Here is a 16,444-nt window from a genome sequence, read left to right as displayed (position 1 = left end):
AGCCCGGGATTCCCTGCGAAGATCAGGGATTCCCTCAGTAGGACTTGGGGAGACCCAGAGACCGGTGGGAAACGTAGTTCAGGATCATTTCCCGGCTGACGGGTGCGATCCGGGCGACGCGGGCGGCGGTGATCAGGGACGCGAGCCCGTACTCGCGGGTGAGGCCGTTGCCACCAAGGGTGTGCACGGCCTGGTCGACGGCCTTCACGCAGGCTTCGGCGGCGGCGTACTTCGCCATGTTGGCGGCTTCGCCCGCGCCGATGTCGTCGCCCTCGTCGTACAGCCCGGCGGCCTTCCGCATCATCAGGCGGGCCAGTTCGAGTTCGATGTGCGCCTGGGCGAGAGGGTGGGCGATGGCCTGGTGGGAGCCGATGGGCTCCTTCCACACCTGCCGGGTCCGCGCGTACTCGACGGCGCGGCCGAGCGCGTACCGCCCCATGCCGAGGGCGAACGCGGCGGTCATGATGCGTTCGGGGTTCAGTCCGGCGAAGAGCTGGAGGAGGCCCACGTCCTCTCCCCCGCTCTCGGCTTCGCTCGAGCGGGAGGTACCCCCTCCGACGAGGGCGTCGGCGGGCAGCCGCACATCGTCGAGGACGAGCTCGAACTGCTTCTCCGGTGCCTGGAGTTCCATGTCGATCTGCGAGCGCCGGAAGCCGGGGGCGTCGCGCGGGACGACGAAGAGACAGGGCTTGAGCCTCCCCGTCCTGGCGTCCTCGGTGCGGCCGACGATGAGGGTGGCGTCGGCGATGTCGACACCGGAGACGAAGACCTTCCGCCCGGTGAGCAGCCAGTCCTCGCCGTCGCGGCGGGCGGTGGTGGTGATGCGGTGGGAGTTGGATCCGGCGTCGGGCTCGGTGATGCCGAAGGCCATGGTGACGGAGCCGTCGGCGAGTCCGGGGAGCCACTGCTGCTTCTGGGCGTCGGTGCCGAAGCGGGCGATGACGGTGCCGCAGATCGCCGGGGAGACGATCATCATGAGGAGCGGCGATCCGGCCGCCCCCAACTCCTCCAGCACTATGGCTAGTTCGACCATGCCGCCGCCTCCGCCGCCGAACTCCTCGGGGAGGTTGACCCCCAGGTAGCCGAGCTTGGCCGCTTCGGTCCACAGTTCGCGGGGGTGGGCACCGTCGCGCACGACGGAGGTCATGTAGTCGCGCCCGTACCGCTTTCCGAGTGCGGCGACGGCGGTGCGCAGGGCTTGCTGCTCTTCGGTTTCGAGGACGGTGCTCATGGGGTCGGTTCCTCCTGTACGACGGCGAGCAGGGCGCCGACCTCCACCTGGAGGCCGGGTGCGGCGTGCAGTGCGGTGAGGGTGCCGGAGGCGGGGGCATGAATGCGGTGTTCCATCTTCATCGCCTCCAGCCAGATCAGCGGCTGCCCCGCCTCGACCGTCGCGCCCGCCACGAGTCCGTCCGCGAGCCGGGCGACGGTGCCGGGCATGGGGGCGAGCAGGGAGCCGGGGTCGGCGCGGTCGGTGGGTTCGGTGAAGCGGGGCAGGGCGGTGAAGGTGTACGAGCCGGTGGCGCCGTCCACGTACACCCGGTCGTGGTGGGCGGCGAGGCGGAAGCGGTGGGTGACGCCGTCGTCCGTCTCGACGGTGACGTGGTCGGGGGTGACGGTGAGGATCCGGGCGCCGGGGGCTTCGATCGCGCCGCCGCGGGTGGTGCGGTAGGCGATCTCGTGTTCGGTCCCGTCGGGTTCGCCGCGGTAGCGCCTGGTCTGTGGCTGCGAAGGGACATTGCGCCAGGCGCCGAAGCGGGAACCCTGGTACGGGGTGGAGGCCGCCGGAGTGCGCGGTGGGTTGGCCCCGGTGTGCGGCTTCCACGGGGTGCCGGTGGTACGGGGGTGCGTGGCGTCGGCGGCGGTTGCGGCGAGGGCGGCGAGGTTCCGGTCCGTGGCGTCGTCGGGGGTGGCGGTGAGGGCGTCCAGGTGGCGGTCGTAGAAGCCGGTGTCGAGTCGGGCGCCGGTGAAGTCGGGGTGGCGCAGGGACCGTACGAGCAAATCGCGGTTGGTGACCGGTCCGTGGATGCGGGTGCGTTCCAGGGCGCGGGCGAGGAGCCGGACGGCCTGGGTGCGCGTGGGGGCGTGGGCGATGACCTTGGCGAGCATCGGGTCGTAGTGCACGCCGATGGTGTCGCCGCCGGTGTACCCGGTGTCCAGGCGCAGTCCGGGTTCGTCCGGTACGTCGAGGGTGTGCAGCGGCCCGGTCCTGGGCTGCCAGTCGTGGGTGGGGTCCTCGGCGTAGAGCCGGGCCTCGACGGCGTGCCCGTGCGGGGCGGGCGGTGTGGGGGACGGGAGGGGTTCGCCTTCGGCGACGGAGAGCTGCAGGGCGACGAGGTCGAGGCCGAAGACGGCTTCGGTGACGGGGTGTTCGACCTGGAGGCGGGTGTTCATCTCCAGGAAGCAGGGGCGCCCGTCGGCGGTGACGAGGAACTCGACGGTGCCCGCGCCGCGGTAGCCGACGGCTCGGGCGGCGGCGGTCGCCGCGTCGTGCAGCCGGGTGCGCAGCGCCTCGTCGAGGCCGGGTGCGGGTGCTTCCTCGATGACCTTCTGGTGGCGGCGCTGGAGCGAGCAGTCGCGGGTGCCGAGCGCCCATACGGTGCCGTGCTCGTCGGCCATGATCTGGACCTCGACGTGCCGGCCGCGCTCGACGTACGGCTCGGCGAAGACTTCCCCGTCCCCGAAGGCGTTCGCCGCCTCGGCCGTGGCAGCCGCCATCTCGCCCGGCAGGGAGCCCAGTTCCCGTACGACCCGCATCCCGCGTCCGCCGCCGCCGGCCGCGGCCTTCAGCAGCAGCGGCAGATCGTCCACGGTCGCCCTCGCCGGGTCGACAGGGGCGAGCAGCGGCACGTCGGCGGCGGCCATCAGCTCCTTGGCGCGGGTCTTGGACGCCATCATCTCGATGGCCTTGGCCGGTGGCCCGACCCAGACGAGCCCGGCGTCCTGCACGGCCTGGGCGAACCCGGCGTTCTCGGAGAGGAACCCGTAGCCGGGGTGCACGGCGCCGGCCCCCGCGGCGAGCGCGGCACGTACGACGAGATCGCCGCGCAGATAGGTGTCGGCGGGGGCGGCCCCCGGCAGCCGTACGGCGGTGTCGGCCTCCCTCACGTGCAGCGCGTCGGCGTCGGCGTCCGAGTACACGGCGACGGTGGCGATGCCCAGGGCACGGCAGGTGCGGAAGATCCGGCAGGCGATCTCGCCCCGGTTGGCGACGAGCAGGGTGCTGATCACGGTCGTCCTCACATCCGGAAGATGCCGAAGCCGCCGCGGGCGCCTTCGAGCGGGGCGGTGTGGATCGCGGACAGGCAGATCCCGAGGACGGTCCTGGTGTCGCGCGGGTCGATGACCCCGTCGTCGTACAGCCGCCCGGAGAGGAACACCGGCAGCGACTCGGACTCGATCTGCTGCTCCACCATGGCGCGCAGACCGGCGTCGGCCTCATCGTCGTAGGGCCGTCCCTTCGCGGCGGCGGAGGCGCGCGCGACGATGGACAGCACGCCCGCGAGCTGCTGCGGTCCCATGACGGCGGATTTGCTGCCCGGCCAGGCGAAGAGGAAGCGCGGGTCGTAGGCGCGCCCGCACATGCCGTAGTGCCCGGCCCCGTACGACGCGCCCATCAGTACGGACAGGTGCGGGACCCTGGAGTTCGACACCGCGTTGATCATCATCGCCCCGTGCTTGATGATGCCGCCCTGTTCGTACTCCTTGCCGACCATGTAGCCGGTGGTGTTGTGCAGGAAGAGGAGGGGGATGTCGCGCTGGTTGGCGAGCTGGATGAACTGGGCGGCCTTCTGCGACTCCTCGCTGAACAGCACGCCCTGGGCGTTGGCGAGGATGCCGACGGGGTAGCCGTGCAGCCGGGCCCAGCCGGTGACGAGGCTCGTCCCGTACAGCGGTTTGAACGCGTCGAAGTCCGAGCCGTCGACGAGCCGGGCGATGACTTCGCGCGGATCGAACGGGACCTTCAGATCGCCGGGCACGATGCCGAGGAGCTCCTCCTCGTCGTACTTCGGTGGTTCGGCGGGGCCCGGATCGGCATGTGCCTTGCGCCAGTTGAACCGCGCGACGATTCGTCGCGCCTGGCGGAGCGCGTCGTGCTCGTCGACGGCGAAGTGGTCGGCGAGCCCGGAGGTGCGGGCGTGCATGTCGGCGCCGCCGAGGGACTCGTCGTCGCTCTCCTCGCCGGTCGCCATCTTCACGAGCGGCGGTCCGCCGAGGAAGACCTTGGACTGCTCCTTGATCATGACGGTGTGGTCGGACATGCCGGGGACGTACGCCCCGCCGGCGGTCGAGTTCCCGAAGACGACCGCCACGGTCGGGATTCCGGCGGCGGAGAGCCGGGTGAGGTCGCGGAAGAGTGCTCCGCCGGGGATGAAGATCTCCTTCTGGGACGGCAGGTCCGCCCCGCCCGACTCGACGAGGCTGATGCACGGGAGCCGGTTGGCGAAGGCGATCTCGTTGGCGCGGAGGGCCTTCTTCAGCGTCCAGGGGTTGGAGGCGCCACCGCGTACGGTCGGGTCGTTGGCGGTGATCAGGCACTCCACGCCCTCGACGACGCCGATGCCGGTGACGAGCGAGGCGCCCACCGCGTACTCGCTGCCCCAGGCGGCGAGCGGCGACAGTTCCAGGAACGGGGTGTCGGGGTCGACGAGCAGCTCGATCCGTTCCCGGGCGAGCAGCTTGCCGCGCCCCCGGTGCCGCTCGACGTATTTCTCGCCGCCGCCCGCGAGGGCCTTGGCGTGCTCGGTGTCGAGCTCGGCGAGCTTGGTCAGCATGGCGGCGCGGTTGGCGGCGTATTCGGGGCTCGCGGTGTCGAGCCCGCTGGCCAGGACGGTCATGCGTGCGCCTCCGGTGCGTCGGTGGATTCGAGCAGGGTCAAGGGCACGGGGAGGTGCCGGGACCGCAGCCACTCCCCCACCGCCTTGGCCTGCGGGTCGAAGCGGGCCTGCGCGGCGACGCCTTCGCCGAGGAGGCCGTGGACGACGAAGTTCAGGGCACGCAGGTTCGGCAGGACGTGTCGCACGACGGTCAACTCGGCTGTCTCCGGGAGCAGTTCCCGGAACCGTTCGACGGTGAGCTCATGCGCCAGCCAGCGCCAGGCGTCGTCGGTTCGGACCCAGACGCCGACGTTGGCGTCCCCGCCCTTGTCGCCGCTGCGGGCGCCCGCGATGCGGCCGAGGGGGGCGAGCCGGGTGATTCCGGTGGGCAGCGGCTCGGGAAGGGCGGGCTCGTCCACCCCCTCGAGCTCCCTCACGTGCACCGGTGGTGCCACGTCCTCCCGTCGCCCGTCGGGAAGTACGGCGACGTGGTCGACCTCTCCCGCCGGTACGTACCTCGCCTCGAACACTCCGTAGGGCGCTCCCTTGCCGGGCGGGGCGGTGACGTGGAAGCCCGGGTAGCTGCCGAGGGCCAGCTCGATCGCGGCCCCGGAGACGGTGCGTCCGACCGCCTCCGGGTCCTGGTCGCGGACGACGAGCCTGAGCAGGGCGCCGGAGGTCTCCTCGGTGTCGGCGTCGGCCCTGTCGGTACGGGCCAGCTCCCACCGCACCTCGTCGGGTTCCTTCCCGGTCCGGGTGAGCGCCTCCGCGAACTGGTCCTGCACCAGCTGCGCCTTGGCCTCGATGTCGAGTCCGGTGAGCACGAAGACAACCTCGTTGCGCCAGCCGCCGATTCGGTTGAACCCGACCTTGAGCGTGGGCGGCGGAGCCTCGCCGCGCACTCCCGAGATCCGTACGCGGTCCGGTCCGTCCTGCGTCAGCCGCACGGTGTCGAGCCGGGCGGTCACGTCCGGTCCGGCGTACCGGGCGCCGCCGGTCTCGTACAGCAGCTGGGCGGTGACGGTCCCGGTGTCGACAACGCCGCCCGTGCCGTCGTGCTTGGTGATGACGGACGTCCCGTCGGCGTGGATCTCGGCGAGCGGGAAGCCGGGCCGGCGGATGTCGTGGCCGCGGAAGAAGGAGTAGTTCCCGCCGGTCGCCTGGGTGCCGCACTCCAGCACATGCCCGGCGACGAGGGCGCCGGCGAGCGCGTCGTGGTCGCCGGGTTCCCAGCCGAAGTGGGCGGCGGCGGGTCCGGTGACGAGGGCGGCGTCGGTGACCCGGCCGGTGACGACGACATCGGCCCCGGCGCGCAGGCAGGCGGCGATGCCCGCGCCCCCGAGGTACGCGTTGGCGGTGAGGAACCCGTCGGGGACGGGCAGGCTGTCGCCCTCGACATGCGCGACGCGCACCGGCACGCCCACCTTTTCCGCCAACACCCTGACCGCTTCGGCCAGTCCGGCCGGATTGAGCCCTCCGGCGTTGGCGACGATCTTCACCCCCCGCTCGTGCGCGAGCCCGAGCCCCTCTTCGAGTTGGCGCAGGAAGGTGGTGGCGTACCCGCGGTTCGGGTCCCCCAGCCGGCTCCGCCCCAGGATGAGCATGGTCAGCTCGGCGAGATAGTCGCCGGTGAGGACGTCGAGGGGGCCGCCGGTGAGCATCTCGCGCACGGCGTCGAAGCGGTCGCCGTAGAACCCGGAGGCGTTCCCGATCCGCAGCGGCGTGGCGGTCACCGCGCACCGCCCTCGGGTGCGCGGCCGGGACCGGGCGGGCCGGCGAAGGCCTGTGCGATGTCGAGCCACTGGTCGGCGTCGGCCCCGACGGCGTGTACGGCCACGTCGAGACGGTGGGCGCGCTGGGTGACGAGCAGACAGAAGTCGTACAGCGGTCCGGTGACGCGCTGCGCGGCGCCCTCGGGTCCGTACGCGATCACCTCACCGTCAGGTGCGGTGAGTTCGACCCGGAACTCGTCACCGGGTGCCTTGATCCCCCGTACGAGGAACGCGTAGTCGCGGGCGCGCACTCCGATCCGGGCGACGTGCCGCAGCCGGGCGGTCGGCGCACGCACGGCGCCGAGGGCGTCGGCGATGTCCTGTCCGTGGGCCCAGGTCTCCATGAGCCGCGCGGTTGCCATGGACGCGACGCTCATGGGCGGGCCGTACCAGGGGATGCGGATGCCGAGCGGTGCTGCGCGCAGGACCTGCTCAAGCCGCTCGCGCCCGTCGCGCCAGCGCGCGAGCAGCGCGGCCGACGGCACGGCGACAAGCTCCTCGGCAGCCTGATCGACAAAGCTGTCGGGGGCTGCCTGAGCCTTGGCCACCTCCACCGCGAAGGCGTCCGGATCGGTGGCGGCGAGCAGGGCGACCTCGTCGGTCCAGGTCAGATGGGCGATCTGATGGGCGATGGTCCAGCGTTCGGCGGGGGTCGGCCGGGCCCACTGATCAACGCTCAACTCTGCCACGAGCGCGTCGAGTTCGTCGCTCTCGTTGCACAGATCGTCGAGCACGGCTGTGGCATCGGACACGGTGCGCTCCCCCCGGGGCGTGGCGGTGTGCCCAGGAGCATGTCAGCGGACCAGGAAACAAGCAAGCAAGCTTGCATTATTTGATTCTCTTCCGCACTTCACTCAGTGGGGTGGCCAGGGGCCTGGTACTCCGGCTCACCCTTCCGTCCCGCCCGGCGGCCGGCCCCCTCCCGCCTGGCAGCGAGGAGGGCCGCTCGCACGTCGATCGACGTGCGAGCGGCCCTCGGAGGGATTGCCGTCTGCCGGCACAAGCAGGGGTCGGTCAACACAAGCAGGGATCGGTGCCCCGACCCAGCCCGAGGATGTCCTTGTCCCTCAGGGCGCCGGCGTACGCCTGGATCTCGTCGACGTCGCCGTGCAGGTACTCGCCCCAACCGTCGGCGGTGTGGGCGCGCCCCACCTGCAACGGGCCGGTGCTGTGCCAGCCCTTGGGGAAGTCCGCGGTCGCCTGCGCGTTGGTGTACCCGTCGAGGTAGAGCCTGATCTTGTCGGTCGCGTCGTCGTAGACCACGGCCAGCCGGTGGCCCTGGCCCTCGCCGCCGTCCGCCGCCTGGATCCGGGACACCACCCTCTCGGCCGCGCCCGCCTCGTCCTTCTCCCGCACGACCAGTTGCCAGGCGTGCGTCGACGGCTCGTAGCGCACCTTGAAGGCGTCGGTGTGCTCACCGGCCTGGGACAACACGGTCATCGGGTGGGCCGGTTCGGAGTCCGCCAGCCGTACGACCACCCCGAGGGTGAAGCTGTCCCCGGTGTTCACGACCGGCCCGTCGGTGGCGGCGTGTCCGCCCTCGCCGTCCAGCCTCAGATGCCCGTCACCGACCAGCGCGGGCGGCACGTAGGGGCAGTCGGGATCGATCTCAGGGATGCAGGAGTTGTCAGGGGCCCGGTAGATCGTCGCCCCCGGGGCGAGCCGAAAGGGCGCGCCGTCCTTCTGCTCGGGGCTGGCGCCGTCCGTAGCGGTCGCCAGTGACCAGTGCCCGAGCAGCTTGGGTGTCCGGCGCGCGAGCTCGGTTGCCTCGTCCGGCACCACGACCCGGTCATGGACCCGGACGTCACCGATGTCGCCGTGCCAGCGATCGCGGTAGCCGGATCCGGCCCGTACGCGGCCGATCTGGAACGCGCCGGTCGCCCCGGCGGGTGCGGCCTCGGCCTTGGTGCCGACCTCGTAGCCGTTGACGTACAGCTGGGCCCGGCCGGTCTCGGCGTCGTAGAGCCCCAGCAGATGGGCCCACTCACCGGTTTCCGGAGCGCCGCCCGACACCTGCGCGTCACCGATGGTGAACGACCAGGCGGCACCGGAGTCCCGGCTGCGCAGTCCGAGGGCGAAGCCGGCCCCCCTGTCCGTGTCCTGACTGGCGACCGTCATGGTGCGGTCGGTCTGGGCGGGGCGCACCCAGGCGCTGACGGCGAAGGTCCCGCGGGTGTCGACGGCCGGGGCGCCCGGGGTGAGGAAGCCGTGACTGCTGCCGTCGAGGCCGGCCGTGGAGGTGACGCCGGTGCCCTCGGGCCCCGGACCGCCGAAGGTCACACCGGTACCGGCGCGGGCGGCGGTGCCCGTCTCGGCCGCGGCGGTCGTGGATCCCGCCGCGTCGTCCAGTTTCCAGTGGGCCACGGGAGCACGGCCGGACTTCACGAAGAAGTGGTACGTGGTGGTCCCGCTGGTGCGCCCCGACCGGTCGATCGCACGGACGCTCAGGTAGTCCGGGGCGGACCTCAGCGGCAGGAAGCGGATGGTGGCGGGTCCGCCCATCTCGTCGGGACGCACGGTCGCGTACGGGCCGCCGATGAAGTTGTAGCGGTACTCGACGACGTCCGACGACGGGGATGTCATGGTGAAGCTGCCGTAGACGCCGACGCCGTCCTGGAACTGCTCCTCCGGGTAGTCCGGCGAGGTGACGACCGCGTTCTTCGGGTTCGTGTCGTCGTACACGAACTGGCAGACCGAGCCCTCGGCGTCGGAGCTCCACGCGGAGCTCGCGGTGCCGTCGTTCGCGCGGACGTGCCACGAGACGACGGTGTTCGCCGGGATGTCCTCCGGCATACGCCATAGCTGTCGGGTCCCCGACAGCGTCTGGGACGTGGTGTACGTGCGGCGCTGCTCGACCCCGGCCGAGTCCGTCCACCAGGCCTCGAACTCTCCCTTGACCAGGTTGGCCTCGGCAGGCCGGTTGTCCTCCTCCGGGTCGTACAGCACAGCGGTGAGCGTGGGCGGTTCCGCGACGTAGACCTTCTCGTCACCGGCCGCGCACGCCTTGCTGCCCGTCTGCAGATCCTGGACGAGCGGCTGCTTCGGCGGCAGATTGTCCGCCGCGTACGCCGGGCCGGACGCGGTCGCCACGACCGCCGCCACACAGCACCCCACCACCAGCCCTCTGCCACCCAGCCTTCTCTTTTTAGACAAGTGCCCCTCCCCTATACAGATTTGAGGCCCGTGGATCACACGAGCCACCGGAGGCTAACAGCGACCGCTGACACCGTCGCAGCGGTTTTCCCGCCGAGACCGGGGTCTCGGTCCAGTACCGGCAGCAACCGAAGTGCAGTTGACAGACATCCCCGGCCGGGCCGGGTACCGGCTGTTAGCCTCCGCCGATGACTGACGAACCCCGCACCATCGGTGTGCGTTTCGACGACAACGGACTGGTCCTGGAACGGCATCGGGACGGGACTGGCATCTACTACACCTTCCCGGGCGACCGGACCGCCGAGGGCCCCTTGGTCACGCTGCCGCTGGCCGAGGCGCTGCACGCCCGGATCCGTCCGGTCGGCACGGCGGAGAAGGTCCTGCGCGTCTGGTCCGAGGGAGCGTTCCCGCGGGACACAACCGTCCTGGACGACCCGACGTCCGTCGTACCGGGCCGGGTCCGCGGCGGAGCGATCGTCATCCGCGACCGGCGGATGCTGCTGATCCGCACGCCGGAGCGCCACTACGAGATCCCGGGCGGCGGGGTCGAGACCGGTGAGACACCGGAGGCGGCGGCGGTACGCGAACTGCGGGAGGAGACCGGCCTGCGCGGGACGGTCGTGCGCGAGGTCGCCCGGATCTGGCGGAACGGCAACCGCGGCCACTACTTCACGATGGAGGCCGAGGGCGAGGTGGGCGCACCCGAGACGCTGGACAACCACGGCGGCGTCCCGGTCTGGGTTCCCGTCTCCGAGCTGCCCACCACGCCGCTGTGGCCCCGTCGCCTGTCCTGGCGGATCGCCCACTGGCACGGCTCCGGCTGGCCGACGCAGCCGGCGGAACTCGCGGACTCGGTGGGGGATCTGGATGCGGCCTGCGCGTGGTGAGGGCGCGGACCGGGGACCTGGATCCGGGGCGTCACGGCTGCGTGCGAGGATCGAGGAATGGGTGAGGTGGAGATTCGACGCCGCGGCGACGGCGACATGGCGGCGTGCCTGGACACTCTGGCCACCGTGCACGAGGCGGACCGGTACCCGGCACAGTGGCCGGCCGACCCGGCGAGCTGGCTGACCCCTCACGGCTTGATCGACGCCTGGGTGGCCGTGGACGGTGCGACCGTGCTGGGGCATGTGGCGCTCACACGTACCGGGGCGTCCCTGGCCAGGGACATCGGTCTGCCCGCGGAGCAACTGGTCTCGGTCGCACGGCTGTTCTCGCACTCCCGAGCCCGTCGCCGTGGCGTGGCGGGCGCCCTGCTCGACTCGGTGAGAGAAGCAGCGGAAGCCGCCGGTGTGCGTCCCGCGCTCGAGGTCGAGGACGGTGGTGCGGCCGCCATCGCTCTCTATGAGCGTCACGGGTGGACGTACGTCAGCAGTCGCACCGACGACTGGACCACGGCCGACGGGCGTCCGGCGCGGATGCACGCGTATGTGGCGCCGGTCGGCCCGACGCCGCAGCCGGACCCGGAGAGGCCCTGACCCAGGGCCTCTCGTTCGGATCATGCCGGGCTCACGGGGCCCGGTGCCTGATCCGGCCTGATCCGAACGAGAGGCCCTAGTCGTTCGCCTTCTTGCGGCGGGCGCCGGCCACCTGGCTGCGGACCGCTCCCATGCTCGCCCCGATGACCAGGGCGATGGCGAGCGCGTCGGTGGCCGTCAGCGCCTGGTCGAGGATCAGGAAGCCGGCCGTCGCCGCGATGGCCGGTTCCAGACTCATCAGGACCGCGAACGTCGGCGCGGGCAGTCGGCGCAGCGCCATCAGTTCCAGCGTGTACGGCAGCACCGAGCTCATCAGCGCCACCGCCGCGCCCATCGCGAGCGTCGACGGCACCGCGAGCTTCGCGCCCGACTCCAGGATGCCCAGCGGGAGCGACAGGACCGCGGCGACCGTCATCGCCAGGGCCAGGCCGTCGGCCTGCGGGAAGCGGCGGCCGGTGCGGGCGCTGAAGACGATGTACGCGGCCCACATCGCCCCGGCACCGAGCGCGAACGCCGCGCCGACCGGGTCCAGGCGGTCGAAGCCGCCACCACCCAGCAGGAACACCCCGCCCAGCGCGAGCCCCGCCCAGACAAGATTGATCAGCCGGCGGGAGGCGGCGACCGAGAGCGCGAGCGGGCCGAGCACCTCCAGGGTGACGGCCGCGCCCAGCGGAATGCGGTCGAGTGCCTGGTAGAAGAGCACGTTCATGGCGCCCATCGCGACGCCGAACGCGACCACCGTGCCCCAGTCGGCCCGTGAGTGGCCGCGCCACTTCGGGCGGCAGACCATCAGCAGGACGACCGCGGCGACGGCCAGCCGGAGCGTGACCACGCCGAGCGCACCCGCCCGCGGCATCAGCAGCGCCGCGACCGCCGAGCCGAACTGGACGGAGAGTCCGCCCGCGACCACCAGCGCCACCGGCGCGAGCGCCGCCCTGCGGCCGCCCGGCCGTGCGGGGCCCGCCCCGTCGAGGGCGGACACCGCCTCCGGTACGGCGACGGCTGCTGCGGCCGGCTCCATGGCACTGCGCTGGTCATTCACGGGCGGCCTTCATCCTCGATGAGTTCAATGTGTTGCACTTGACAATTGAAGATACTGCACTCTTGTGGTGCGGCTCGTTTCTTCACCGTAGAGACGTCCGCGCGGCACGTGAAATGCCGATTGCGCTCTCGTTATGCTCCACACACATGAGCACAGGACAGGGCCCCGGCCGCGCCGTCGAGCTGCGTCATCTGCGGGCCTTCCTCGCCGTCGCCGAAGCGGGCAACGTCACACGCGCCGCCGCAGCGCTCCGGCTCACCCAGCCCGCCGTCTCCCGCACCCTGGCCGCCCTGGAGCAGCATCTCGGCGTCCGGCTCGTCGACCGCTCCACCCACCACCTCTCCCTCACGCCCGAGGGCGTCGTCTTCCGCGACAAGGCCGCCGCAGCGGTCGCCGCCTTCGACGAGGCCGTCGACCCCGGCGGTCTGCACCACTGGCCGCTGCGGCTCGGACACGCCTGGTCGGCGCTGGGCCCGTACACCACTCCGCTGCTCCGCAGCTGGCAGCAGCGGCACCCGGAGACGCCCCTCGAACTGCTGCGGATCGACGACCGCACCGCCGGGCTCACCCGCGGCGAGGTCGACGCGGCGCTGCTGCGCGGCCCCGTCGACGCGCCGGGGCTCGTCACCGAGGTGCTGCTCAGCGAGGACCGGGTGGCGGCGGTGACAGCGGACGGGCCGCTCGCCGCGCACGCCACGCTCCGTCTCGCCGATCTCGCGAGCGGTCCGATCGTCCTGAACACCGTCTCCGGCACCACCACCGTCGGCCTGTGGCCACCTGGCGCCCGGCCCGCCGCCACCGTCACCGTCGCCAACACCGACGACTGGCTGACCGCCATCGCGGCCGGGCGCGGCTCCGGGGTGTCCGCCGCCTCCACCGCCGACATGCATCCGCACGCGGGGGTCGCGTACCGCCCGCTCGTCGACGCCCCGACCGTCCCGCTGCTCCTCGCCCGGCGCGACGCCCCCGGCCACCCGGCGCTGCCCGAACTCGCCGCGCTGGCCCACGAGATCATCGGGCAGAACGCCGCCCGGTGAGGGAACGCCCGGGCGGGGCGGCTCCGGAGAACGATCGGCTGGTGGCGGCGGTGGCGCGGGCGGTCCAGGCAGGCTGACCGCGGGTGCCTCCGGCAGGTGGCGAGGGTGACGGAGCATCCGGGTGGGGCGGGGATGCCTGTTTCCCACCCGACCCTTCCCGAACCGGGGGCGCCCCTTCAAGCCCCTGCTGCTCAATCACCGCAGGGGCTTGATTCAGGCGCCGCAGGGGGTGGAGCGGACGCTCGGGTCAGTTGCCGGAGCAGTGGGCAGCGGGCCCGTCCAGTCCCTCCGCCAGCAGCTCCGCCAGGTGCCGCGCCCGCACTCCCGCCAGCTGTGTCAGCTGGGTCCGGCACGAGAAACCGTCCGCCAGGATGTCCGTTCCGGGCTCCGCGCTCCGTACCGACGGCAGCAGCTGTTCCTCCGCGCACGCCACCGACACATCCCAGTGGCCCCGCTCGAAACCGAAGTTCCCCGCAAGGCCGCAGCAGCCGCCGCTCAACTCCCCTGCCAGTCCGGCTCGTTCGCGCAGCCGGCGTTCGGCCGCGTCGCCGAGGACCGCGTGCTGATGGCAGTGGGTCTGGCCCGCGACCCGGCGGTCCAGGCGCGGCGGCTGCCAGTCGGGGGCGTACTCCTCCAGGTACTGCGCCAACGTCCGCACCGAACCGGCCAGTTCGGCGGCGCGCGGGTCGTCGGGGAGGAGTTCCGGGAGGTCCGTACGGAGGGTGGCGGCGCAGCTCGGTTCGAGGACGACGAGCGGGTCGCCGAGGGAGAACCCCATCCGGTCCAGGGTGCGGCGCATGACCGTGCGGGCCTTGTCCAGCTGGCCCGTCGATACGTAGGTGAGCCCGCAGCACACGCCCCCTTCCGGGAACAGGGCTGTTCGGCCGGTCGCCTCCAGGACCCGCACGGCCGCCTTCCCGACCTCCGGGGAGAGGTGGTTGGTGAAGGTGTCCGGCCAGACGGTCACCACCTGATCGCTCGACAGGATCACCGTCCCACGCCCCCTGCGCTTTCGTGCCCACCGGGTGAACGTCTCCCCCGCCAGCACCGGAATCGTCCGCTCCGCAGTGATGCCCGCCAGCCGTTTCGCCAGTGCGGCGAACGGGCGGATCCGCGCGAGCGCGTTCAGCACGGGCGCGATCGGGGCCGCGAGCCGCAGCCACTGGGGCAGCCGGCCCATCACGTAGTGGGCGGCGGGGCGCAGCCGCCCCCGGTAGTGGTGGTGCAGGAACTCCGCCTTGTACGTGGCCATGTCCACGCCCACCGGGCAGTCGCTGCGGCACCCCTTGCAGGACAGACAGAGATCGAGCGCGTCCCGCACCTCCTGCGACCGCCAGCCGTCCGTGATCACCTCACCGGCAAGCATCTCGTGCAGCAGGCGGGCCCGGCCGCGGGTGGAGTGGGCCTCCTCGCCGGTCGCCCGGAACGACGGGCACATCACGCCCGCGCCCGCCGGCCGCGCCGTACGGCATTTCGCGACGCCGACACATCGTCGTACGGCCGCGGAGAAGTCGCCGCCGTCGTGCGGATAGCCGAAGGTGACGTCCACGGGGCGTTTCGGCAGGACGTCGAAGCGGAGGTTCTCGTCGAGGCGGGCGGGGCGGGCGAGGATGCCGGGGTTCATGCCGCCGTCCGGGTCCCAGAGGTCCTTGAACCGGCCGAAGAGCGCGACGAGTTCGTCCCCGTACATCCGGGGCAGCAGCTCGGCCCGCGCCTGCCCGTCGCCGTGTTCCCCGCTCAGCGAGCCGCCGTGCGCGACGACGAGTGCGGCGAGCTCCTCGGAGAAGCGGCGGAAGCGGGCCACACCGTCGCCGCTCAGCAGGTCGAAGTCGATCCGTACGTGGATGCAGCCGTCGCCGAAGTGCCCGTACGGCGTGCCGCGCAGTCCGTGTGCGGTGAGCAGGGCGCGGAAGTCGCGCAGATACGGGCCGAGGCGGGCGAGCGGTACGGCGCAGTCCTCCCAGCCGGGCCAGGCCTCTGCGCCGTCGGGCATCCGGGTCGCGGTGCCGGACGCGTCCTCCCGGATGCGCCACAGGGCCCGCTGTCCGGCCGGGTCGGTGACGACGGCCGCGTCCACCGCGTCGGCCGCCCGCAGGATCCGTTCGGCGTGCGCCCGCGCCTCGGCCGGGGTGTCCCCGCCCGTCTCGACGAAGAGCCAGGCTCCGCCGCGCGGCAGCCCGGCCGGTTCCCGTACGAGATCGGCGGCCATGCCCTCGACCGTCAGGGGACGGTACGGGAGGAGGCCGGGGGCGGCTTCGGCGGCCGCGGACTCGTCGGCGTAACCGAGTACGGCGAGGGCGCGGAATCCGGGCGCCTCGACCAGTCGTACGGTCGCCTCCGTCACCACGCCGAGCGTGCCTTCGCTGCCGCAGAAGGCACGGGTCAGGTCCGGGCCGCGCTCCGGCAGCAGGGCGTCGAGGGCGTATCCGGAGATGCGGCGCGGGAGTTCGGGGAAGCCGGTGCGCAGAAGGGCGAGGTGGGAGCCGGCCAGTTCGCGCAGGCCGGCGGGGGCGCCGTCCCACCTTCCCCGGTCGAGCCGGAGGGTGTCGCCGCCGTAGCGGGCGACGGTCAGCGTGTGGACGTTGTCGGCGGTGGTGCCCCAGGCCACCGAGTGGGAGCCGCAGGAGTTGTTGCCGATCATCCCGCCGAGTGTGCACCGGCTGTGCGTGGACGGGTCGGGGCCGAAGGTGAGGCCGTGGGGTGCGGAGGCGGCGCGCAGGTCGTCCAGGACCACGCCCGGCTGGACGACGGCCGTCCGGGACGCGGCGTCCAGTTCGACGATCTTCCCCAGGTGACGGGTGAGATCGAGAACCACACCGGTGCCGGTGGCCTGCCCGGCGATCGAGGTGCCCCCGCCACGCGGCACGACGGGCACCGCGTGCGCACGGCAGACGGCGAGGGCGGCGGCGACGTCGTCGGCGTCGCGCGGGGCGACGACGCCGAGTGGCACGCGGCGGTAGTTGGACGCGTCCATCGTCATCAGCGCCCGCGCGGTGGTGCCGAACTCCACCTCTCCGCGCACGGCGCTGCCGAGGGCCCGTACGAGGGCGGTCCGGTCCTGTCGTTCAGCCATGGGCCCAGGATGCCGTTGGTCGGGGCGCTGAGCCCCGCCGCCGCCTCGCGTTTCCCCCGAATACGTCAATCC

The 16,444-nt window shown here is 72.5% G+C and carries 11 protein-coding genes; 3 read left to right on the top strand and 8 right to left on the bottom strand.

The window, feature by feature from the left end:
* Positions 1–34 precede the first annotated feature (34 nt).
* The 6 genes from AB0I23_RS03210 to AB0I23_RS03185 all read right to left on the bottom strand — a co-directional run bounded on the left by AB0I23_RS03210 (position 35) and on the right by AB0I23_RS03185 (position 9,706).
* Positions 35–1,231 (bottom strand): acyl-CoA dehydrogenase family protein, encoded by a 1,197-nt coding sequence (locus tag AB0I23_RS03210; protein ID WP_359106371.1) that lies wholly within the window; start codon positions 1,229–1,231, stop codon positions 35–37.
* Positions 1,228–3,231 carry a biotin carboxylase N-terminal domain-containing protein gene (locus AB0I23_RS03205; RefSeq protein ID WP_359106369.1) on the bottom strand — a complete coding sequence of 668 codons (2,004 nt, stop codon included), beginning with the start codon at positions 3,229–3,231 and terminating at the stop codon, positions 1,228–1,230. The genes AB0I23_RS03210 and AB0I23_RS03205 overlap by 4 nt, the downstream gene beginning before the upstream one ends.
* An 8-nt stretch (positions 3,232–3,239) precedes the next feature.
* The gene (locus AB0I23_RS03200; protein ID WP_359106367.1) at positions 3,240–4,838 is read right to left on the bottom strand and encodes an acyl-CoA carboxylase subunit beta; all 1,599 of its coding nucleotides are present in this window, start codon (positions 4,836–4,838) and stop codon (positions 3,240–3,242) included.
* Entirely contained in the window at positions 4,835–6,550 is a 1,716-nt protein-coding gene (locus AB0I23_RS03195) for an acyclic terpene utilization AtuA family protein (RefSeq protein WP_359106365.1), read from the bottom strand. Before AB0I23_RS03195 ends, AB0I23_RS03200 begins: the two co-directional genes overlap by 4 nt.
* Entirely contained in the window at positions 6,547–7,341 is a 795-nt protein-coding gene (locus AB0I23_RS03190) for a TIGR03084 family metal-binding protein (RefSeq protein WP_359106363.1), read from the bottom strand. The genes AB0I23_RS03195 and AB0I23_RS03190 overlap by 4 nt, the downstream gene beginning before the upstream one ends.
* Before the next feature lie 262 nt (positions 7,342–7,603).
* A complete protein-coding gene (locus tag AB0I23_RS03185) occupies positions 7,604–9,706 on the bottom strand; it encodes a LamG domain-containing protein (protein ID WP_359106914.1) in 2,103 nt (700 codons plus the stop codon).
* A 224-nt stretch (positions 9,707–9,930) separates the two neighbouring features.
* Between AB0I23_RS03185 and AB0I23_RS03180 the strand changes: the two genes are divergently transcribed.
* Complete coding sequence (locus tag AB0I23_RS03180; protein ID WP_359106361.1) at positions 9,931–10,629, top strand: NUDIX hydrolase; 699 nt, start codon at positions 9,931–9,933, stop codon at positions 10,627–10,629.
* 66 nt (positions 10,630–10,695) lie between these two features.
* Complete coding sequence (locus AB0I23_RS03175) at positions 10,696–11,220, top strand: N-acetyltransferase family protein (protein ID WP_436846866.1); 525 nt, start codon at positions 10,696–10,698, stop codon at positions 11,218–11,220.
* Positions 11,221–11,296: 76 nt separating this feature from the next.
* Here the strand turns inward: AB0I23_RS03175 and AB0I23_RS03170 are convergent, their stop codons facing one another.
* Complete coding sequence (locus AB0I23_RS03170) at positions 11,297–12,262, bottom strand: EamA family transporter (protein ID WP_359106357.1); 966 nt, start codon at positions 12,260–12,262, stop codon at positions 11,297–11,299.
* A gap of 146 nt (positions 12,263–12,408) precedes the next feature.
* Between AB0I23_RS03170 and AB0I23_RS03165 the strand changes: the two genes are divergently transcribed.
* The gene (locus AB0I23_RS03165) at positions 12,409–13,299 is read left to right on the top strand and encodes a LysR family transcriptional regulator (RefSeq protein ID WP_359106355.1); all 891 of its coding nucleotides are present in this window, start codon (positions 12,409–12,411) and stop codon (positions 13,297–13,299) included.
* Positions 13,300–13,546: 247 nt separating this feature from the next.
* On the opposite strand, the gene AB0I23_RS03160 is transcribed toward AB0I23_RS03165, so the two are convergent.
* Positions 13,547–16,372, bottom strand: coding sequence for an FAD-binding and (Fe-S)-binding domain-containing protein (locus AB0I23_RS03160; RefSeq protein ID WP_359106353.1), 2,826 nt, complete (start codon positions 16,370–16,372; stop codon positions 13,547–13,549).
* Between the last annotated feature and the right edge of the window lie 72 nt (positions 16,373–16,444).

It is taken from the genome of Streptomyces atratus (assembly GCF_040655115.1).
In the GTDB taxonomy this organism is placed as follows: Bacteria; Actinomycetota; Actinomycetes; order Streptomycetales; family Streptomycetaceae; genus Streptomyces; species Streptomyces atratus_D.
This window is presented reverse-complemented; position numbering and strand designations above follow the sequence as displayed.